Consider the following 21,464-nt stretch of genomic DNA (forward strand, 5'->3'; position numbering starts at 1 on the left):
GCCAGGTTTTATAATTCTAACTTTAAGCCCCAAGCTCATCCCGCCTGGGGCTTTTATGATAGATACACTCATATTGTCTGGAATATGTTAATTTTTTTGCATAAAGTCGAGCTAAAATCATGACGGAAAGAAGCCTATAGCTCCTAAAATATGTGTCTCTATACAAGATGCATACATGGTTCACACAGATGATAAAATTTACAAATTTCAACAGTGCAGGTAAACTGACCGCTCTTTTGTTCCTGATAACTCTGTTCCTGACACCTTGTGTGATTGTAAATGCAGGAGAACGTGGTGTATTAATGAAATTTGGTGAAGTACAAAACCAGATATTAGGAGAAGGACTTCACTTAATTATTCCTATAGTCAATACTGTGACAAAGTTGAGTATTAGAGTCCAAAAACAGGAAATTTCCACTGAGGCTTCTTCCAAAGATTTACAAAATGTTTTCGCTGATATAGCTCTCAATTGGCATATTATTCCCCAGGAAGCAAATGCCATTTTTCAAGAAATTGGAGATGAGCAAAATGTAGTTATTCGGATTATTAACCCAGCTGTTGAAGAAGTGCTAAAAGCAGTAATAGCAAAATATACTGCCGAAGAAATTATTACTAAACGAGGAGAAATAAAAAGTGGAGTAGATAATGCATTGGCTACACGACTGGGTAGCTATCACGTTGCAGTTGATGATATTTCTCTAGTTCATGTCCATTTTTCTGAACGGTTTGGTGAGGCAGTAGAGGCAAAGCAGATTGCTGAACAAGAAGCAAAACGAGCAGAGTTCATAGCACTGAAAGCAACAAAAGAGGCTGAAGCAAAAGTTAATTTAGCCAAAGGAGAAGCTGAGATGCACAGATTATTACGTAATGGTTTAACTCCAGAAATTCTGCAAAGGCAAGCAATAGAAAAATGGAATGGGAAGCTGCCATTAATTGTAAGTAAGGAGGCTCCAAAATTGTTGAATTTAAGTGATTTTTTAAAATTTGATTGAAAATTGCTCTTTTTGTTTGCTGATTTCTCTCCATCCTGAGACTCAAAAACATCAAATGCCTGACTTACCTTTTTGATTCAATCAGTATTAATCTTCGTAAATCAAAAATATTAAATTTGGAGATAGGGAAATTATCTAATAGTAAGATCTAATACCAATTCTCTAAGAGGATGTTTTAAAAGTAGGGGGTATTGTAAGAAAGCTCACAAGGCGTATGCTGAAATTTGTAGAAAACAGCACCTTATGAGCGAATGACTAAAGCATACCGTAGCAATCTGACATGGGAACAATGGGAATTAATTGCGAATCTCTTCCCAGAAGCAAAACCAGGGGGTCGTCCCCGAAAATTAGCATTATTTGCGATAGTAAATGCAATTCTCTATGTTTTGTGTGAAGGGTGTACATGGCGAGGGTTGCCGGGGATTTTCCCGTATGGTCAACGGTTTATGGTTATTTTTGGAGATGGAGCAAAGATGGCACATGGTTGAAGGTTCACGACCAACTCTATCAATGGGTGAGAGTAGATGCAGGGCGTGACAAAAGTCCATCAGAAGCAGCAGTTGATAGTCAATCAGTAGAAACAGCAACGATGATTTCCATAGATGTAGGTTATGACGCAGGTAAAAAGATACATAGGCGCAAACGACATCTAAGTGTGGATTTGCTAGGGCTAGTTTTGCGGGTCTTGGTAACGTCTGCAAGTGTTCCAGAACGTGAAGGTGCGAAAAAAGTCCTCAAGCGAGTCCATGATACAGGCACTCACGTCAAACGGTTAAATATCATTTGGATGGACGGAGGATACCGAGGCGAAGAATTTATGCGGTGGGTGATGGATATGTTTCGGTGGATTGTAGAAATTGTTCTTCGACCATTGGAGAAAAAAGGTTTTGTACATTTACCAAAGCGCTGGGTTGTTGAGCGCACTTAAGGCTTGCTTAATTGGTGTCGCCGTTTAAGTAAGGATTATGAAAGATTAACCGAAACTTCAGAGACATTCATCTATATTGCCATGATTCGTATTATGGTCAGACGACTGGCATGATTTTTAACTGATTTTGACTTTTAAAACATCCTCTAAGAAGCTGCATAGAATAAAGCTTCATGAAATAGAGCTTCGAGGATGAAATCATAACTAGTCAAAGACGAGATCAATTCAGAAGACATTTGAGCCAATTCCAATTGAACCCAGTAACGCAGCTGCTGCAAACAAGAGAAATTTTCACCCTTCCATTGACGTTTAATATGCTGCCACAATCGTTCAATAGGATTCAGTTGAGGGCTATGAGCAGGCTGAAATATTGGGATAAGAGTTTATAGCGTACCCAACGGTAAACCGTTTTATATTTGACTTGCATATTAAATTCCTTCTCTAGCCATTCAACGATCTGCCTATAGCTGCTAAATCCCTGCGGACATTGCAGTTTCTCCTTGAGCTGAGACAAGACCTCTGCTTGAATCTTTGGCATTGCTCCAGGTGCGACGTTGACCTCCAGTAACTTTGCCAATCCCCCTTGTCGATACTTTTGCAACCATCGTGTGACGGTTGAGCCATCTCTACCCAATATGCGGCTCAAAACATATGCTGTGTAACTTGTCCTGTTTTTAGCCACCAAATCATTTGTAAGCGTTCTTTCTCGATCGCAGTGCCAGCATTTTTCAGGCTTTTGGACAAATACTCTGTACTCTCGCTTATTTCTAGATTTAAGGGGCGTGCCATCGTTTACCTCTAGTCTTGATTCTTTCCTGCTCTCTATTTTACGGTTCTATGCAGCTTCACATAGAATTGGTATAAGAGACCAACAACAAGTTGTCAAATAAATTCAGAAAGTAAATCGAATTGCTATAGATATAGTATGGACGTATAGAAGTGCGCCCATACTATCAATTGTATAAAGGTGATAAACTAAATTAACTGTTGGAGAATAAAATTGGAAAATCAAGAATTTTCAACTGGAGCAATAGTATAATCAACAGGGTATAAAGTGTTGAAGAAATTAAACCTGTGAGCAATTCTTTTTTGAGGTTATGTTCTTGAGGTTCTTTTTGAAAAATGTCCTTAGCACCGAATTGCATCAAGAGAATTCCCACAATGTTAGAGAGCCAGTATCCGATAATTGAACAAGGTAGAAGCAATTTTGAAGAAAGAAAACTACATACATACCCAAAAGCATAAGCTATTGGCAGATTGAATAGTAGGTCATTCCACCAACATAATGGTGATAGTAAATATCCTACTACTATAAAAAATCCACCTCTAAGTTTTTTGAAAATGTCTTTTTTGAACTCTGCTGGAGTAGACTTTTGTAATTGCTCTAGTGCTGTGTCTCTTGTTCCATCCATCTTTTGACTAACGCTTTGAACGCTTTCCATAAAAAACCACTATTCCTATCGTCTTAAAGTAGTTTAATATATAAACTAAATCAACGTCTAGTACAGGAGTTATGATATTTTGGTTTTTTGATGCTGAAAGTTTTACACTGCATAGTTTCAGCAAAATCGTCAAGAGCAAAATTGAGTTTAAATAAACTGCCACTTCACGATATCTGAATTTCTGCTAGAGACACATCAGTTAGTTCGCTTCTTGCAGAATCTAGGTTTTTCCTTGAATATCTGAGTAAGATAGAAAAATTGATACACAATTGAGACAATCAACTCTATTTATTGCTCAATAAGTTTTTAAATCAAAATATATATCTTTATGGATTATAGCACACTATAAGTTACAATACTAATACTGCAATAGCCAGAGGCTTATTAAGTTGGTGTGAATGTTAAGTTGCAAAATTTTTATGTTTTTGCATATAGCAGAAGCAGAACTTTTGACTAATAATAGCTACAATAAAAGTGTTGAGATATTTTAATCTAAAAATGACAGATTTCACTCCAAACAGCACTTTTTTAATAGTAGGAATTGTTTTTATAACGATTGCTGTAATAGGTGAATCTAAATTAGCTTTTATTGAAATAAATCCTGGTTGTTTTGGGAGAATATTAGCTTTATTTATTGGTATTTCAAGCCTATTATATTCTTGTGGGCTACTCAATTTTTCAGCAGTAAATTTGGATTTATTAAGAACTTATATGACAGACTTAATAAACAGAGTATAAGTTCAATTAATGACATTTTACAACAAGGTTCGTAATAGTTCAGAAAAATGGTTCTTCAGTAATAAATATGCTAAGTTAATAGTTAAAATGCCAGTTAAGCAAACTTCTAATTTTGAAATTATCAAAATTACTAAAGCCAAAAGCAGACCTTTTAATCAACTTCAATTTATTATTAATACCTTCTACCATCCCATTGGTCGTCCTGTGGTCAAAATAGGCAATTATCTCATCAAACCACCGCAACATCGTGTTCTGACTTTCGGGATAATATTGCCTAGCTGAAACCAACCAATTGGCCAGTTCAAATAAAGCTGCTAGCCAATCAATGGATGATTGAAAAATCATTCTTAACTCTTCTTTTAGCTGATGCATCTTTCCAAGAGTGGGAGAGACTTGTTTAACTTGCTCTAATTTATCTTTTTGTTCTTCAGTCAAGTTATCTTCATTGTTGAGTAATGCATATTTACTCTTCTTTAAGCCCGATAACATCTGCTGTTTATCTGATTGACAATTAGTTTTTTCTGCCTACTCTCAAAAACTTGCGTGTACACCTTAGCTCGATGTAAATAATTATTGTTGAGATAAAGAAGGTAGAAAAAAGGTTTTAACCTTGTTTATTTTTCTTCACACAGCTTGTTTTTATTGTGCCAACATATTTAACAGAGAATTATTACGCTAGCAATGGTTCTCTTATCTTTTCAAACCAAAGCTATTTATCAAGATTTATTGCTTACTTTAATAATCTCTTGCTTATAGCCCCCGATTAATTCGAGAGTTTTTAATGTTGAAAAATGAATTTGTAATTTTGATTTTATGGGATGCAGCTAATAGGGTTTAGCCTTATGCAGCCTCAATCATCTTCCCAAGATTCGTGATTCAGTAAATCGATAATTCTATCTCTGAGTAGAAATTCATTTTTTTCTAACTCTAGTTCAAAATTAATCCAGTCACGAACAGGAATATATTTACAAAGGGTATAAATTGGCTGTTGACGGTTAATAAGTCTCTTTTTAACAAGTTGAAGTGCTTCTCCTTTGATAACTTGAATGTCATATTTTACCATAGTATTCATACGTCGTTCCTTTATTTTCAATCAAGGAATTAAGTAAGTCAGTAAGAATAAATCAAACTAGATTAAGTAATGTAAAAAATCTGGAAATTAGTTTTTAGTGAGGACTTTAGTCCTTTTTTGAGGGCTGAAGCCCTCTCTGCGAGACACTTTGCGAACACTACAAACCTTGAATTATTCACGCCGCTCTACTTAAGACTCAAAACAATAGTTGCTTTGACTCTCCCTTAAACTTATCAAATAAAATTGGCGAGAATTGTGAAGAATCAAGACATTAATAGTTGCTGGAAGTTAAATACAGAAGATTTCAACTTCTCGCGCGATCGCGAACAGTGTGTTGGAGGCAGAGGCTACGCTAACATGAGATACACAAAGACCCAACCACTCTCCCATTTATTAAGGGTTGTTACTACGTTGGTCGTCCCGACTGACTTGTTCGCTCTTAACCTTCCTGTTATGAAAGCAAGTGGAGTCTCTTGCAAAAATCTCTAACACCTCACCCCCAACTTCTTCTCAAAGCATAGGGGAGCGTTTGCTTTACTCAAATGCGGGGTGGGGTTCTTTATTTTTGATTTATGCAAGAAGTCTGTAGGTGTTCTCTGGGCGACTTGTCAGAAGGTAGGCTAGGGTAAAGAACATTCTCTAGAAAACTTATATTATGCTCCTGAATCTTGATAAAGTTCGTCAATATTTTCCGGCTCTAGCTGGTGAATGGACTTTTTTTGATAATGCTGGTGGGTCACAAACCTTGAAAAAAGTAGTAGATAGAATTAGCGAATTTCTCCTAAGTTCTGATGTCCAGTTGGGAGCTTCTTATGGAATCTCTCAACTGGCTGGAGAACGATTGGCTTTAGCAACTAGGGAAATGGCTACTTTCATTAATGCCAATTCTTATAAAGAAGTAGTCATGGGGCCATCGACTACAATGATGTTGAAAATTCTTTCAATTTGTCTGGGTAAAACCTTCACGCCTGGTGATGAAGTTATTGTTACTAATTGTGACCATGAGGCTAATATTGGTGCTTGGGTCGCTCTTGAAAAACAAGGAATAAAGGTTAAAGTGTGGAAAGTTCGCCCAGATACTTTAGAACTTCATTTAGCAGATTTAGAACCATTGATGAGTCATAGCACCAAACTGGTGGCCTTGACTCATGCTTCTAATGTTTTGGGAACCATCAACCCGATCAAAGAAATTGCTGCATTCGTACACGATCGCAACGCTATGATTTGTGTAGATGGTGTAGCTTATGCACCTCACAGATTAGTTGATGTCCAAGATTTAGATGTTGATTTTTATACTTTGAGTTTTTATAAAGTCTATGGACCGCACCATGCCTTACTTTATGGTAAAGAAGAACATTTATTAAGATTGCCTGGTCTGAACCATTATTTTATTGACCAGACAGATATACCTTATAAATTTCAATTAGGGAATGTCAATTTTGAATTAAGTTATGGAATGTTAGGTTTATGTGATTATTTAAGTGAATTAGCACAACTGCACTATGGGAATGAAACTGCACCTGATTTGAGAAATCAAATGGTGCAAGCATTTGATTTAATTACCATACATGAAGAACATATTAGCGATCGCCTCTTAAATTACCTCAACAGTAAGCCGAATGTGCGAGTGATTGGTCAATCAAAGGCTGACCGAAAATTCCGTGTACCAACTATATCTTTTGTCGTCGATGGAATAAATAGCTCAACCATTCCCGCAAAAGTTGACCAACATTATATTGGGATTCGCTATGGCGACTTTTATGCTAAACGGCTGATTGAATACTTGGGGTTAGCGTCTCAAGGTGGAATAGTCCGGGTAAGTATGGTGCATTACAACACCCTTGAGGAAGTTAACAGCTTGATTGAGGCTTTTGAGCAGATATTTTAACTAATTCGTAATTCGTAATTCGTAATTCGTAATTATTGGGTTTAATTCAAGATGCTTGGGTTAAACCTTTTTTTCATCTCCTGCTCTCCCTACTTGTCTTAAAGCCAAGCAATTGAAGTTGAATTCTGCCTCTCTTACAAAGATGCTACGCACTTGTCTATACGTGGTTTTCTTTCACATAGTGTTTAAATCCCTTTATGCAACTGTTTTTAATTACGAATTACGAATTACGAATTACGAATTACTAAGCTGCAAAACTTGCACTTCTTCTTGTGGCGAAATTAATGTTTGACCTACTGGGAGAACAGCTAAGGCATTGGTTTGAGCTAAATTAATTAAATTGCCGGAACTGTGACTACCACCAGCTTTGTGAAATTCATAAACTCCATCAATTAAATGCAATTTACCCCAAAGGTAAGTTTCACGTTTGCCATTCGATCGCAATTCATCATGCGATCGCACTTTCAAAAATGCTGGTTCCCAACCTTCAGTAATTCCCGAAAGTTTCTTGATTGCTGGTAGCACAAATCGCCAAAATGTCACCAACACAGCAGCAGGGTTTCCTGGTAAACCAAAGTATAGTGCTGAGTTTGTAGAGACGCGATTAATCGCGTCTGTAGGATTAATCGCGTCTCTACTGGGGAAAGTTGCGACAGTCAGGGGTTTTCCTGGACTTATCTGTACAGCCCGAATGTGGATTTTTGCTTTTAGTGACTCTAGAATTTTGTCGATATAGTCATAATCTCCCACAGATACGCCACCAGAAGAGAGAACTATATCAGCGATCGCAATGGCATGGGTAATAACTTTCTCCAGAGCAACTGGATCGTCCTTAACAATGCCTAATATTAACGGTTCTGCGCCACTTTGTCTCACCAAAGCTGCCAGTGCATACTGATTAGAATCCACAATTTGCCCCGATTGCAACGGTTTATCAGCTGTCACCAACTCATCACCAGTGGAAAAAATTGCCACACGGGGACGGCGGTAAACACTTAATTGCGGACACTGTGCTGCTGCCAATACGGCAATTTCTGAGGCATTTAACTTAATTCCTGCTGGTAATAGTTGTGTTCCAGCTTGATAAAAAGATGCTTTGTGTCTGACAAATTCTTGCGGTTTTGATGCAGCTAGAATAAATACGCGGTTTTCCTCGCGGCGTGTTTTCTCTTGCATAACTACAGTATCCGCACCTGTTGGGATTACCGCACCTGTAAAAATTCGTGCGGCTTGCCCTGGTTGAATCGTAGATTTGGGCTGATACCCAGCCGGAATTTCCTCAACAATTTCTAAAACGGTTGGTTGTTCGGTGCTGGAGTGCTGTACATCTTCGTAGCGAACTGCGTAGCCATCCATTGCCGAATTATCCCAATGGGGAAAATCTAACGGACTGGTGACAGGAGTTGCCAAAATGCGACTATCTGCTGTCAATAAATCTACAACTTCTGTATCCCGTTGACGATCCAACGGCTGCACCAAATTTAAAATAATTGCTTGTGCATCGCTGACTGATAACATAGCGATCGCCTCCGACTTTTTTTATTCTTGGGTAGCTTTGTCTAGATTTCTATAAGCGGTAAATCCCAAGCTACACACTGCTAGTAAACCGATAATTATGCTTCCTTCGGGAACTTTGGATACCTGAACCGAATTGTTGCTTAAATCTAGGATTTGCTTTGTGCCTGCTGCATCTCTATTGTTAAAACCAAATTGTTTCACTAGAACCTCATCACTAAAACCTTCATCTATGAGTGCGAGATTATTATTAAGCCATGTGTCGCCAGGAAACTCATCATCCTTGCCAACATCAAAGGGGCCAAATATTTGCTCGGTAGTGCTATCAAAGTTGAATCTCAAATAGCCGTAGTAAGATATCCCACTAAGTACTGGAGTGAAACTATTTATCAGATTACTCAAGGGATCGAAGAAGGAAATTGAGAGAGATTGCAAGTTCTTCGTAGCTCCCAAACCAGCTTCAGAAATGACGCTGGGAGCAGTTGATGTATCGTAGTTAAATGAACCTTTCGCTGAATAACCTGTGTCTCCTTTCCAATTAAAGTTGAACTCAGCAGCATGAGCCTGGTTGTTGGTGGTTATAGCGATCGCTAACGCTAAAGTAGTCGTCATCAGACTAATAGCTGTTTTAGTAAACAGATATGTCATAGATATAACTTCCAAATTAATTAAAATGAAGTTTCTACAACAATACAATATAGATGTACAACCCTACTGTATGTTGCATCCATGACGTGTAGCGGCTACTCTATGAGATGTTAACCAAGTAGACATAAGTATCAAAAATTACCTAAGTATTCGCTCTTATTTTTGAGTCGTGCAGTTGGTAGTGTGCAAATTTTTGTTCCTTTACAGCGCAGCAACTAGCCAAGTCATCATCTTAATATTAAAAGCAGGAGCGATCGCTATTTCCCAACCCCTAAATAAAATACTTATTTTGTATGACTATCGAACGACTTCCCCAAAAACACTATCCCAAAGCTGAGATTGGGCGGCGAGGTATGGCATTGGGACTTGATTTTCTTGGTGTCTGGTTAGTCAGTTCCCTACTGGGAGGCAGCGATATCGGGATTCAATTTCTTGAAATCTTAGTTTTTGTAATACTTTGGCTGGTTTTGCGGGTAGTGGTGGTATACAACAATCAAGGGCAAAGTTTAGGGCGTTGGGCGTTCGATTTAAAAGTGTTGGAAGTCGAAGATGGGGAAGTAGTGGGCAGAATTCCCGATTTGCTCTCACTAGTAAAGCGAGAGGCGATTATCGGTTTGGGTGCTTTGTTAGTGTCAATTGCCCTGAGCAATATTAGAGCCAATCCCACTGCTATACTGCTAGTAATTCCCCTAGCAATTGATTGTGGGACTGCTTTCTCTGATACCCAGATGCGGCAGGCTTTACACGATCGCTATTGTGGAACTTTCATCGTTTCGTCGCGTCGTGGCTACTCGCTCGATATAAAAATTAAAAGATTAGTTGAAAATATACGGCGGAATGTGAGAAGATAGTCATTTGTGTTAATTCTCTTCAGGCTTCACTGTTTGTAAGATTATGGCTAAGAGTAAAGGTGTCCGGATTATTATCACACTAGAGTGTACTGAGTGTCGGACAAATCTAGATAAGCGTTCTGCTGGTGTTTCACGTTATACCAGTACCAAGAATCGCCGCAATACCACTAACAGGCTAGAACTGAAAAAGTTCTGCACACACTGCAACAAACATACCGTTCACAAGGAAATTAAGTAAAAAAGATGAGTTATTTCCGTCGTCGCCTTTCTCCGATCAAGCCAGGAGAACCAATCGATTATAAAGATGTTGATTTATTGCGTAAGTTTGTCACCGAGCGGGGAAAGATACTGCCACGTCGGATTACTGGGCTGACATCTCAGCAACAGCGAGAGTTGACATTAGCAATTAAACGTTCGCGGATTGTGGCTTTGTTGCCATTTATCAATGCGGAAGGCTAAAAAGAGTGATGAGTCAGAAGTTATGAGTTATGAGTTATGAGTTATGAGTTATGAGTTATCAATTAACTTTTCACTCCTTACTCCTCACTGCTCACTCTTAACTGCTCACTCCTAACTATTTAAACTGTTCACCAAATTAGAGTGCGAGAGTTGTGGAGAAGGGGACGCTAGTTGAATTTAGGGTTCAAGGCGATCGCCGTCTGGGCATCGTAGAACGTCCAGACGGTAAAACCCGCTGGTTTGTGGTAGACGAACGCGGTCAATCCCACAGCCTCGCGCCTAGACAAATAACCTATACAGTTACCAAAGAGACTTACAAGGCTTCTGAAATTGCCAGCTTTTTGGAGCAGATCGAGCCTTATTTAGACCCATCTAGTTTAGAAGTGGCTTGGGAATTACTGGTTGAAGATGGCGAAACAGTTACCCCTGACCAAATGGCGAATCTGCTATTTTCAGAATCAGCCGCGCCTGCTTGTTACGCCGCCTATTGCTTGTTATCAGATGACAAACTTTATTTCAAGCAAAAAGGAGACGCTTACGAGCCAAGAACTGCTGCTCAAGTGGCAGAACGCAAGCACCAACTGGAAGTAGAGGCACTAAAAGCTAAAGGACAGCAGGAATTTTTAGCTCGTGTTGAGCAGGCACTCAAAGGTGAAGCAGTAGAGTGGCAGCGCCACGATCGCCAGCGCTTAGAAGGACTAGAAAAATACGCGGCGCTAATAGCTGACACGGTGCGGACGGGGGTTAACTATGACTCCTTGGCTCGCGCTTATCCGCCCAGCGCTCCAGTATTAGAAACTATGACCATGCTGGGACGACCCACAACACCCCAAGGAGCCTTTCAACTATTGGTAGATTTGGGTTGCTGGAGTCCTAATGAAAACTTGTTCCTGCGGCGTTCTTCAATTCCGATCCAATTTCCTCATAAGGTATTAGAAGTGGCGCAACAGCGTTTGGATTTCCCGCCGATTGACTCAGATACAAACCGCCTTGATCTGACTCACCTGAAGGTTTACACCATTGATGATGAAACTACCACAGAGATCGACGATGGTCTAAGTTGGGAAGTACTACCCGATGGACAAGAACGCTTGTGGGTGCATATTGCCGATCCTACTAGATGGTTAGTGCCGGAAGATGAATTAGATTTGGAAGCCAGAAAGCGCGGTAGTACAGTCTATTTACCTACGGGAATGATTCCCATGTTCCCGGAAGTTTTGGCAACTGGGCCAATGAGTCTGATCCAGGGAAAGGTTTGTTGCGCCCTCAGTTTCGGGATTATTTTAGGGACAAGTGGAGTAGTAGAAGATTACAGCATTCATACCAGCTTGATTAAGCCGACTTATCGCCTCACCTACGAAGATGTAGATGAAATGTTGCAATTGCGGGTGCAAGCAGAACCGGAAATTGCTGCGATCGCCACTTGGGCACAGCGGCGCAAAGCTTGGCGTTACGCTCAAGGGGCAATTAGCATCACCATGCCCGAAGCGGCGATCAAAGTCAAAGGCGAGGAAATCCACATTGATATTTTGGACGATTCCCCATCGCGGCAACTGGTAGCAGAAATGATGATTGTTGCCGGTGAAGTTGCGGCTCGTTATGGTAAAACTCATAACATACCTTTGCCCTTTCGCGGTCAACCGCAACCAGAATTACCTCCAGATGAGGAATTACTGCTACTTCCAGCCGGATTCGTTCGCGCTTGCGCCATGCGTCGCTGTATGCCCAAGAGTGAAATGAGCATTACGCCTTTGCGCCATGCTGGTTTGGGCTTGGATACTTACACCCAAGCAACCTCTCCCATCCGCCGCTACAGTGACTTACTTACCCACTTTCAAATTAAAGCTCATTTGCGGGGTGAAGTTCTGCCATTTTCCGCAGATCAACTTAAAGAAGTGATGATGACTGTCACCAGCATCACCCAAGAGGTGACGATGGTGGAACGACAAACTAATAGATATTATGCTCTAGAGTATTTACGCCGTCATCCAGAGGAAACTTGGGATGTGACAGTGTTGATGTGGTTGCGAGAAGACAGCAACTTAGCCTTAATTTTGTTAGAAGATTTGGGCTTGCAATTGCCAATGGCTTTCAAACGTTCTGTGAAGTTGGGCGAACAAATAGTAGTGAAAGTTAGCCATGCCGATCCCCAAAAAGATATGATCCAGTTTCAAGAAATAATTTATCAGGAAGCCCAAACAGCGGCGAATTAACTAATTTGTCATTTGTCATTGGTCATTTGTCATTAGTAATAATCGCCTAGTATTATCAATTACGAATTCTTTTAGCCTTGCTCCAATTGTTTTCGGTTACTATATAGAGTAAATGGAATGAGGTAATAATTGTGAATGTATCTTTGACCCCAGAACTGGAGCAGTTGGTTAAGGATAAATTTAATATTTTATCGCCCTATTGATGGCGGTGTGGAAGTTGTACGTATTGTCAGTGGTTATCGCGATTTAGAGACAGTTTTCTTAAGTGAGGATATTCCTTAAGATTGTATTTGATGTAGGCGATCGCTATCTCTAGCCAATATGTCAGAAAATAATCACAAAGTAATTATTTTTGATACCACCATGCGTGATGGAGAATTGACGCCTGGTGTAAAGATGAATTTACAACAAAAAATTACTATCTCCCAATTGCTCGAAGAAATGGGAGTCGATATTATTGAAGTTGGTTATCCAGGAAGTTATCAAAAAGATTTTGATGAAGTCTTTCATATTTCTCAAATAATTAAAAATTCTACTATTTGTGGGCTAGCTAGTTCCAATTCAAATGAAATAATCACTCTTGCTGAAGCAATTAAACCAGCAATCAGAGGTAGAATTCACACTTATACTCCGGTCAATCTGAAAAATCAATCTAAATTAAGTCAAGAAGAAGTATTAGCAATAATTAAAGAGAGTGTTTCTCTAGCACGCAATTACTGTGATGATGTAGAATGGAGCGCTTTTGATGCTCCTAGAAGTGAGCCAGATTTTTTGTGTAAATCTATTGAAACTGCAATCGAGAGTGGTGCTACTACTATTAGCATTCCTGATAGTTTAGGTTTGGCATCGCCAGAAGAGTTTTCACAACTTCTGCAAATGATTTTTAATCGAGTACCCAATATTAACGAAGTTGTAGTTTCAGTACACTGTCATGATGATTTAGGCATGGCGGTAGATAATTCACTGATTGCTTTAAGTTGCGGCGTGAGGCAAATTGAATGTGCAATTAATGGTTTGGGTGCGAGGAAAGGTAACGCAGATTTCAGTCAAGTTGTGATAGAGGTTTTAAAAGAAGGGAATTATCAACTTGATATTGACACTTCGCTAATGAGTAAAGCGACAGAGTTGATTTTTCAAATAACTGGGATTGGAAAAGCAAAATAGTTTTTATACGGTATGTTACGCCAAAGGCTAATGCACCACTTGACTGAATTAAGAATTATTGATGTTTGTCTTTACTACGATCGCGGCTTTTCTGGCATAGCATGAGATGATGGTTGGACAACTTCATTACCTGGGTCTACTGCCTCTGCTCTACTGGTTTTGGTAACGGCTAATAAGTAATTTTTTCACTTTTACCTATTAACCGTTACTACATTTAACTAACTGCGGCTTCAGTTTTTTCCTCTGCTTTTTCCTTAACTAGCACATAGGGTTTTTCTACACCCTGCGCCAGATATTCTGCTAGCTGGCTTTCAATTTGATCGCGGACAATTTGGCGATACTCTAGAAAATGTTCGTTATGGGCGCAAGCAGCGAGGTAATGCTCAAAAACTCCAGGGTTACGCTTGAGAATGCTGAACAAATGATGCCAGAATTTCCAGCGGGTTTCCCGTTTGATTCCTTGTCGCCAAATCACAAGTAACAAGGCTTTCACAACTACCCACTCTGGCATTTTCGCGGGTGCTTTCCAACTCGGCAAACCCATCATCAAGAAACAGCGATAGGTGCGATCTAAGTACTGTATCGGGTCGTACAAACTACAGAATGCCTCAATATATTCTCTGGCGAGTTCTTCTAGAGGACGGGTGGGGAGGAAGTTCATCAATGTTGTTTGATTGATGTTTCCATCTTGATTTTCCCGTAATCTTCCTTCCTTTTTCAGGCGATGCCAAAGCGCGGTGTTAGGTAACGCTTGTAACATGGCAAAAGTAGTTGAGGGAATTGCTGCTTGTTCTGCAAAGCGGACAATGCGATCGCCTGCACCTGCTTTTTCGCCATCAAACCCGATAATAAACCCAGCCATTGGGCGCAATCCTGCTTTAATAATGGTTTGCACCGCCTCAGTTAGAGAACTGCGAGTATTTTGAAACTTCTTAGTCAGTTGCAAACTATCCTCATCCGGCGTTTCGATTCCCAAAAACACCGCCGAGAAACCACACTCAACCATCAACTCCAACATTTCTTGGTCTTGTGCCAAGTCAACTGAAGCTTCCGTGTCAAATCGGAAGGGATACTTATGTTCTGCCATCCAGACTTTTAACTCTTTCAGCAACAATTTGACATTTCGTTTGTTGCCAATAAAGTTGTCATCCACCATGAACACACCCCGCCGCCAACCCAATTCATAGAGGTAATCTAACTCTGCTAACAATTGCGCTGGGGTTTTGGTACGCGGTTTGCGCCCGTAGAGAACAATAATGTCGCAAAATTCGCATTGGAAAGGACACCCGCGCGAAAACTGCACCGACATCATGTCATAAGCGTTAAATTCTAATAAATCAAAGCGGGGTATTGGTGTGCTGGTGACATCAGGTTTTTCTGTGGCGCGGAAAGTGCCAGATGTGTCTCCCCGTTGAATTGCCTCAATAAACATAGGGAGAGTGATTTCCCCTTCATCCAAAATCAGAAAATCCGCGCCAACATTTTCAACTTCGTGAGGTACAGAAGTGGGGTAAGGGCCGCCAACTGCGACTAACTTGCCACGTTTTTTTGCTTCCTGAATTTGCTCAAGTAAATCTTGTTTCTGGACAATCATCGCAGAGAAAATTACTACATCTGCCCATGCCCATTCTGCTTCTGTTGCAGGGCGGATGTTGCGATCGACCAGCTTGAATTCCCATTCTTGGGGGAGAATCGCCGCCACTGTTACTAAACCTAGAGGTGGTAATAAAACCTTGCGATCGACTAACTCCAAGATTTTTTCATAAGACCAAAAGGTTTTGGGAAATATTGGATACACTAACAAGATTCGCATGTAGTATCAATCCTCACACTTTGATTGTTATCCCACTCTAACGAAAATAAAGAGTTATTGACTTTTTATTAAAGTTGTTTTATTTTACCATTCATATTTTTAACTCAAATGGGCGACTAGTACAGCACGGCATAAATCCAACTACCATCTCAATTAACCAGACAAGTTGCTGTGAGCAACTGGTTAAAGGTAGGTAAACTTTCGCCACAGTTTACTAGGATTTCCTTAAAAAGACTCCCACATATATAAGAATTATTGTCATTTAGCTGTATCGTGAAAACAGAAGCAAATTAGAAAACAAGTGTAGGCTTCCGAATAAATCAATCAGATGATCGCACAATGGCTCTCAAAAGCTTTTGCACAAAGTTTCAGGATTCTCCTTGCCGTTACATTTGTCAGTACTACATTTCCTGTGGTTGCATCCGAAGATAAGTCTAGTTCTAGTAATCAACGTAACCTCCTTCAAACTGAGATTACACAGCAGGATCTCAAAATTATCGATCGATTAGTAGCTATTGCTGAACGTAACTCAGCCCAAGTGCTGGAAACAAAAGCTGCAATGGGATTGAATGCTTTTAGAGATGTCTTAGCTATCGAATTATCTCCGGCTCTAAGTACGATCTCAACATCACCGGATTCCCCATCTGAGCGCTCAAACAGTTTTTCCTTAACCGTCACAGTTGACCCGATTAAATTCATTAGTACTTTTGGGCAGCTTCCTGTTTTGCAAGCTCGTTGGAAGGAAGCTAGACAGCAAAAAAGATTAGCTATCGTGCAATATTATGTTGCCTATCTCCAAGCCCGTCAAGCAGCTTTAATTGCGACTTATCAAATACAAAAATTTACTGGAAGCTCCGACATTGCCAGCCTTTATTCCCAAGCAAATTTCCCTAAAAATGTCAATCATCTTGCTAATCCTGATTACGTTGCAGCTGCAACATCTTTGTTAGAAGCAAACACACGCGAACGATTGACACTGGAAGAACTGGCAGCTTGTGTCGGCTTATCTTCGCAAGAAATGACCGCTATCATTAGCAAACAATAGATATTTTTTCATACACGTTTAACACCGCTAATTTTCAAAACATCACTCATGGTTGCACAATAATTTGGCAAGTCGAAACTATCAGGATTGATGAATTTTTCATAAGTAAAATGCCGATAGTTCATGCAAAACCGATCCCAAGCGGCCATGCGAATGCGGAATAGAACAATAATCAAATTAGCCAATGCTATAGATATAGGAATACGAAAGTAAATCTTTTTGCCCAGATAAGCACAAACTTGTTTCACTGCTTGATTAGCAGTTAACGGTGCTTGACCTAAAATCAGCCAACGTGACTGATTATCTTTAGCAGGACGATCGATCAAATATTGCACGACAGTGGCAATATCTTGTGCGTGGATAAAGTGAAAACTGCCATCTGCTTCTAAAAAGCGAATCAAATTAATATATTTCGTCACTTCTGTAATACCAGATGTGACAGCAGAATAGGGTTTATTCGCATCACCGCCCAATACTACAGTCGGAAATACTGTGGTAATTTTGGGTGCGATCGCTAATTTTTCTTTTTTCTCTAAGCACTCATATTTAGAACGGATATAATCTGTCCCAATTTCCCCGGCTTCTTTTAATGGTTGATTGTAGCGATCCAAAACGCTAGCTGTCGAAAAATAAATTACCTGCTGGCAACGTTGTGGATCTAGCAGTTCGAGTAACTCTATTGTCTTGACGACATTAATATCAAATGTTTGCTTGCCACCCCAAGCTGTGGCTGTGAGTACGGCTGTATCAATTGTGGATAGCAAATCGGCAAATTGGCGAATATTTTGCATATCACCTTGCAAAACGTTGATGCCTGAACGAGCATTAGTATCAACTTGCAGTTTGCTAGGGTTCCTAACTAATAGATACAGTTCGTGATTTGTTTCTTTAATTAAGGTTTCTGTTAAATAATGACCTACACAACCACTTGCACCAGTCACTAAAATCCGTTTCTGGCTCATAGAGAATTTATAAAACGTTAGGAGTTAAAACTAAAGAATTAAGAATAAAGTTAAAAGTTCCGAATCGCAACTGAATAACTCTGAAAATTTTAGATTTTGAATTTTGGATTTTAGATTGCAGGAAAAAGCGTTCGACTGAGCGTTCGCGCCGAAGTCTAAAATCTAAAATCTAAAATCTAAAATTGTATGACTCCTAACCCTTAACTCCTGCAAGATTCAATTCCTTCGCAGTTTCAAAAAAGAAAGCGACATTTTCTTCGGGAGTTTCTGGTAAGACACCGTGACCGAGATTGAGAATATGACCCCAATTGCCGGCTTTGCGAACGGTATCGAGAATGCGATCGCGGATAAACTGTTTAGAGCCGAATAGCACGCCTGGGTCAAGATTTCCTTGAACTTTCATTTGTTTACCCAATCTGGCTCTTGCGTCTGCCATATCTACTGCCCAGTCTACAGTAACAATATCAGCACCAGATTGTCCCATTCTTTCCAACACACCCGCACTACCGCTAACTAGCAAAATCAAAGGTGTATCGGGATGGGTTTGCTTAACTTGCTGGAAAACTCGCTGCTGATAGGGGAGAGCAAAGGTATCATAATCTTGAGGACTCAATTGACCCGCCCAAGAATCGAACATTTGCACAACTTGAGCGCCAGAGTCAATTTGGTAGCGAGCATAGATGGCGATCGCATCAGCTAATTTAGCTAATAATTGATGCAATATCGCCGGATCTGAAAATGCCATATTTTTGATGATGGAGTAGGTTTTAGAACCTTTTCCTTCAACTGCATAAGCTGCTAACGTCCACGGCGCACCCACAAAGCCTAACACCGTTGATTTATCGCCTACTTCCGAACGTAGCGCTTGCAATATTGTTTTGATAAATGGGAGAGCTGCTTCTGGTTCTAAAGGATGCAAATTATCAATTTGTTCTGGAGTGCGCAGAGGTGAGTGAATGATTGGCCCTTTACCTTCGGCAATATCCATGTCAATCCCCAAACCAGGTAATGGGGTGACAATATCAGAAAATAAAATTACTCCGTCTGGTTGGAAAGCTCTCCAGGGTTGCAAAGAAACTTCAATTGCTACTTCTGGAATTTCGGAGCGATCGCGAAACGAAGGATACTTCTCTCTTAAGTCTCGATATGCTTTCATATACCGTCCCGCTTGTCGCATCATCCATACAGGGGGACGATCTACTACTTCACCACGAGCAGCCCGTAAGAGATGAGGAGTCGTTGAATAAACACCCATTTATTACTTCATCCTATTTATGCCACTGTTTAGCTTATCATTCTGGGATTACGCTTTTCCAGCAGGTTTTCAGGAAAAGGTGAATAGCAGGGCATAATAGTAATATTTTATAATATTTTGATTATTTGGATATAAGGGCTCGGTTTGCTTGACTACAGTATTAATGCCAGCAAGCGCTACAATTTATTGTTTTTTTTGGCTTATCCCATGAAATTATTGCTTTGAGTCCTAAATAGAAATACATTTTTCACTTCTGGATCGAGGCAACGGATGAGGAAAACTGCATAACAAATAAAAATGTGTCTTTATGCTATATATAGATATAGATAGAGACACATCCTTAAGGTTTTTCAACAGGAATCTGGATAAATTTATCCTTTCAGTGCCACTTTCTTTTGTGAGCGTTTGAAGACCGACATCATACCACAAGCACCTATTGCTAACACACCTAATATTGCATTAGGTTCAGGAACGCTAGCTAGTCTATAGGCGTGGTTATCTGTTTCAAAGGCAATACCATTTGAGCGCATCACAACTCGGTCAAATGTTTCTCCTGTGTCAGCTACAAGATTGACAAACATATTAGCTTGAGTGCTAGTCCAACTACCATTAGCTATAGCAGTTGGCACATCTGCACCACTAAAAGTCTTTAACAACTGATTACCTTTGTAAATGTCAACAAAGTTATAATCATCTAATGAACCTGCATAAAAACCGAAGTAGTTAACAGCTTCTTTGAAGTTAATATTGACAAAACCACTGTCGCCTGCAACATTACTACCTACTGGAGCAATTGTTAGAAATTTGGTGTTATCTCCATAAGGTGAGGCGTATTGACTAGATACGCTACCTTGAACAATGTTACTAGTAATATTAGAGTAAGTAACAAATCCATTAGGATCGTTTGCTGTGCCATCGTCAAAGGTGACAGTTTTGGCATCAGCGTAGCTAGAGAACGGGCCACTATTGACTTGCAGAGTTACCGCACTAGCTGGATTCGCACTCATGACTACAGCAGTTATTCCGAGTAAACCCAAAAAGATTTTTTGCAGCATTTTACTAATAAACCTTGAAGAACACAAAGATAATTAAGACTGAACTTTTCTTGAAACCTAGCTATGAAAAACTGGTTTCATTACTCCAACAAATTAGAAGAAAACCACAAAGATTATTAGGTCTTTATATATGATTATTGTTGGGTAAAACAAGCTCAAAGATGTAATTTTTTCTTGATGCTTTGTAATCCTATTTTGATTTTTATAACTCGCAAAAGATACGGTGTATATACTAAAATATCTTTAAAGATTAAATGAAGGCTCTTGTGCAATTGTAGTGGGCAGGACAAGCCCATCTAAATTACTTTTGATCGCAACCAAGGTTAAGAACCAACAAAAAATCATCATTTATTGTTTGGTTTAGTTTCCCAGACTCAAAGAGATGCCTACGATGGGCTACTCCTAAATCTTTAGCAAGAAGAATAGGTTAATGAAATTCTATTGAGAATAGACTGTTATTATTGACATAATATTTTTGCCTTGAGGAAGTGGCGAGTGGCGAGTGGGGAATGGAAAATAGGGACTGGTGATTGAGAAATAGAGTAAAACAAGAATCAATATTTAATTGAGAATTGGGCAAACAGGGCATTAGTTAATTCTCACCCTGCTCCTCTATCTCCGCGATCTCCCTATTCCCTCACTCCCTTAACTTCTTATGCAAACTGACTCTAACAGTCCCGACCATGTTGCATCTGCTAATAACGAGCCTAATCCAGGAAAGTATTTGATTCCGCGATCGCAGCGACAGAGGTTCTTTATTCAGTTTACCTTAATGACCCTCATCGGATGGGTTGTTGGTGGCGTTGCCAGTATCGCTTTAGAGAAAATTATTCTCCAAAGTCTTTCATCTAACGTTGCTAATCAACCACAAACATGGAGCATTTTGGTTAGAAGCCTTAGTAACGTTGTATTTGCCGTGATTTTCGCTGCCGATCAAGCTCTTGTGCTTTACCGATATTTACCGGGTTGGCAGTGGCTATTTGCTACTAGTGTCGGTTGGCTGATTGCCAACGGCGTTTCTACAGCCTGGATTAACTACATTTCAACCATTGCCTCATCAGCTTCCGAAGATACTTTGATTTTTGGATTTTTGTCTGCGATCGCATATATAATTTCTGGAATTTGGCTGGGGATTTGCCAATGGCTGGTGTTGAGGCGATATACAGCAGGTATTTGGTGGTGGAATTTTGTACCCTCAATCTCTTTTTTCTGGATCGCTGTTTTGGTTTGGTTGCTTTTTATTGTGCAAAATTTGATTCCAGAAACTTACCGTACTCCCATACTATATTGGAGTGGACAAGGACTGACAGCAGCGATTTTAGGAGCTATACCAGCAATTGGTTTGTGTAGGTTAAAAAGAAATTTACATCCCAAAACTGGAGTTTCTTCCTAACTTTTATCGATATATTTCATCACCTTAATAT

The 21,464-nt window shown here is 39.8% G+C and carries 21 protein-coding genes and 2 pseudogenes; 11 read left to right on the forward strand and 12 right to left on the reverse strand.

Going from position 1 to position 21,464, the window contains the following annotated elements:
* Positions 1-188: 188 nt before the first annotated feature.
* Positions 189-992, forward strand: a complete 804-nt coding sequence (locus RM368_RS03635; RefSeq protein WP_322692788.1) for a prohibitin family protein — start codon at positions 189-191, stop codon at positions 990-992.
* A 251-nt stretch (positions 993-1,243) separates the two neighbouring features.
* Positions 1,244-2,034, forward strand: a pseudogene (locus RM368_RS03640) (IS5 family transposase).
* 32 nt (positions 2,035-2,066) lie between these two features.
* Here the strand turns inward: RM368_RS03640 and RM368_RS38685 are convergent.
* From RM368_RS38685 to RM368_RS03655, 4 genes are all read right to left on the reverse strand, one after another.
* The gene (locus tag RM368_RS38685) at positions 2,067-2,246 is read right to left on the reverse strand and encodes a hypothetical protein (protein ID WP_416212209.1); all 180 of its coding nucleotides are present in this window, start codon (positions 2,244-2,246) and stop codon (positions 2,067-2,069) included.
* Between the two features lie 14 nt (positions 2,247-2,260).
* Positions 2,261-2,566 (reverse strand): helix-turn-helix domain-containing protein, encoded by a 306-nt coding sequence (locus RM368_RS03645; protein WP_322692789.1) that lies wholly within the window; start codon positions 2,564-2,566, stop codon positions 2,261-2,263.
* The gene (locus RM368_RS03650; RefSeq protein WP_322692790.1) at positions 2,563-2,709 is read right to left on the reverse strand and encodes a hypothetical protein; all 147 of its coding nucleotides are present in this window, start codon (positions 2,707-2,709) and stop codon (positions 2,563-2,565) included. The genes RM368_RS03645 and RM368_RS03650 overlap by 4 nt, the downstream gene beginning before the upstream one ends.
* A gap of 191 nt (positions 2,710-2,900) precedes the next feature.
* Positions 2,901-3,362, reverse strand: a complete 462-nt coding sequence (locus RM368_RS03655; RefSeq protein ID WP_322692791.1) for a hypothetical protein — start codon at positions 3,360-3,362, stop codon at positions 2,901-2,903.
* Between the two features lie 498 nt (positions 3,363-3,860).
* On the opposite strand from RM368_RS03655, the gene RM368_RS03660 reads away from it, so the two are divergent.
* A complete protein-coding gene (locus RM368_RS03660; RefSeq protein ID WP_322692792.1) occupies positions 3,861-4,100 on the forward strand; it encodes a hypothetical protein in 240 nt (79 codons plus the stop codon).
* Positions 4,101-4,175: 75 nt separating this feature from the next.
* Here the strand turns inward: RM368_RS03660 and RM368_RS03665 are convergent.
* Together RM368_RS03665 and RM368_RS03670 are read right to left on the reverse strand one after the other, a co-directional pair.
* Positions 4,176-4,580, reverse strand: a pseudogene (locus tag RM368_RS03665) (ISL3 family transposase); the annotation flags it as partial.
* Between the two features lie 370 nt (positions 4,581-4,950).
* Positions 4,951-5,172 carry a DUF4327 family protein gene (locus RM368_RS03670; protein ID WP_322692794.1) on the reverse strand — a complete coding sequence of 74 codons (222 nt, stop codon included), beginning with the start codon at positions 5,170-5,172 and terminating at the stop codon, positions 4,951-4,953.
* Between the two features lie 655 nt (positions 5,173-5,827).
* Here RM368_RS03670 and RM368_RS03675 point away from each other — a divergent pair.
* Positions 5,828-7,060, forward strand: a complete 1,233-nt coding sequence (locus RM368_RS03675) for a cysteine desulfurase-like protein (RefSeq protein ID WP_322692795.1) — start codon at positions 5,828-5,830, stop codon at positions 7,058-7,060.
* Between the two features lie 234 nt (positions 7,061-7,294).
* Here RM368_RS03675 and glp read toward each other — a convergent pair whose 3' ends face one another.
* Both glp and RM368_RS03685 read right to left on the reverse strand, forming a co-directional pair.
* Entirely contained in the window at positions 7,295-8,578 is a 1,284-nt protein-coding gene (gene glp, locus RM368_RS03680; RefSeq protein WP_322692796.1) for a gephyrin-like molybdotransferase Glp, read from the reverse strand.
* A gap of 21 nt (positions 8,579-8,599) precedes the next feature.
* The gene (locus tag RM368_RS03685; protein ID WP_322692797.1) at positions 8,600-9,223 is read right to left on the reverse strand and encodes a PEP-CTERM sorting domain-containing protein; all 624 of its coding nucleotides are present in this window, start codon (positions 9,221-9,223) and stop codon (positions 8,600-8,602) included.
* Positions 9,224-9,516: 293 nt separating this feature from the next.
* On the opposite strand from RM368_RS03685, the gene RM368_RS03690 reads away from it, so the two are divergent.
* From RM368_RS03690 to RM368_RS03710, 5 genes are all read left to right on the forward strand, one after another.
* Positions 9,517-10,074, forward strand: coding sequence for an RDD family protein (locus tag RM368_RS03690; protein ID WP_322692798.1), 558 nt, complete (start codon positions 9,517-9,519; stop codon positions 10,072-10,074).
* A 43-nt stretch (positions 10,075-10,117) separates the two neighbouring features.
* Positions 10,118-10,312, forward strand: a complete 195-nt coding sequence (rpmG, locus tag RM368_RS03695; RefSeq protein WP_229453431.1) for a 50S ribosomal protein L33 — start codon at positions 10,118-10,120, stop codon at positions 10,310-10,312.
* A 5-nt stretch (positions 10,313-10,317) separates the two neighbouring features.
* Entirely contained in the window at positions 10,318-10,533 is a 216-nt protein-coding gene (gene rpsR / locus RM368_RS03700; RefSeq protein WP_012411240.1) for a 30S ribosomal protein S18, read from the forward strand.
* A 152-nt stretch (positions 10,534-10,685) separates the two neighbouring features.
* The gene (locus RM368_RS03705) at positions 10,686-12,746 is read left to right on the forward strand and encodes a ribonuclease R family protein (RefSeq protein ID WP_322692799.1); all 2,061 of its coding nucleotides are present in this window, start codon (positions 10,686-10,688) and stop codon (positions 12,744-12,746) included.
* 321 nt (positions 12,747-13,067) lie between these two features.
* A complete protein-coding gene (locus RM368_RS03710) occupies positions 13,068-13,910 on the forward strand; it encodes a 2-isopropylmalate synthase (protein WP_322692800.1) in 843 nt (280 codons plus the stop codon).
* Positions 13,911-14,124: 214 nt separating this feature from the next.
* Here RM368_RS03710 and RM368_RS03715 read toward each other — a convergent pair whose 3' ends face one another.
* The gene (locus RM368_RS03715) at positions 14,125-15,723 is read right to left on the reverse strand and encodes a B12-binding domain-containing radical SAM protein (RefSeq protein ID WP_322692801.1); all 1,599 of its coding nucleotides are present in this window, start codon (positions 15,721-15,723) and stop codon (positions 14,125-14,127) included.
* A 328-nt stretch (positions 15,724-16,051) separates the two neighbouring features.
* Here RM368_RS03715 and RM368_RS03720 point away from each other — a divergent pair, with 328 nt between their 5' ends.
* Entirely contained in the window at positions 16,052-16,768 is a 717-nt protein-coding gene (locus RM368_RS03720; RefSeq protein ID WP_322692802.1) for a hypothetical protein, read from the forward strand.
* A gap of 8 nt (positions 16,769-16,776) precedes the next feature.
* Here the strand turns inward: RM368_RS03720 and RM368_RS03725 are convergent, their stop codons facing one another.
* The 3 genes from RM368_RS03725 to RM368_RS03735 all read right to left on the reverse strand — a co-directional run bounded on the left by RM368_RS03725 (position 16,777) and on the right by RM368_RS03735 (position 20,040).
* Positions 16,777-17,730 carry an NAD(P)-dependent oxidoreductase gene (locus RM368_RS03725; RefSeq protein WP_322692803.1) on the reverse strand — a complete coding sequence of 318 codons (954 nt, stop codon included), beginning with the start codon at positions 17,728-17,730 and terminating at the stop codon, positions 16,777-16,779.
* A 193-nt stretch (positions 17,731-17,923) separates the two neighbouring features.
* A complete protein-coding gene (gene hemE / locus RM368_RS03730) occupies positions 17,924-18,985 on the reverse strand; it encodes a uroporphyrinogen decarboxylase (protein WP_322692804.1) in 1,062 nt (353 codons plus the stop codon).
* A gap of 371 nt (positions 18,986-19,356) precedes the next feature.
* Positions 19,357-20,040, reverse strand: a complete 684-nt coding sequence (locus RM368_RS03735; RefSeq protein ID WP_322692805.1) for a PEP-CTERM sorting domain-containing protein — start codon at positions 20,038-20,040, stop codon at positions 19,357-19,359.
* Between the two features lie 655 nt (positions 20,041-20,695).
* Here RM368_RS03735 and RM368_RS03740 point away from each other — a divergent pair.
* Positions 20,696-21,433 (forward strand): hypothetical protein, encoded by a 738-nt coding sequence (locus tag RM368_RS03740; protein WP_322692806.1) that lies wholly within the window; start codon positions 20,696-20,698, stop codon positions 21,431-21,433.
* Positions 21,434-21,464 lie beyond the last annotated feature (31 nt).

Source organism: Nostoc sp. DedSLP03 (genome assembly GCF_034530815.1).
GTDB lineage: Bacteria > Cyanobacteriota > Cyanobacteriia > Cyanobacteriales > Nostocaceae > Nostoc.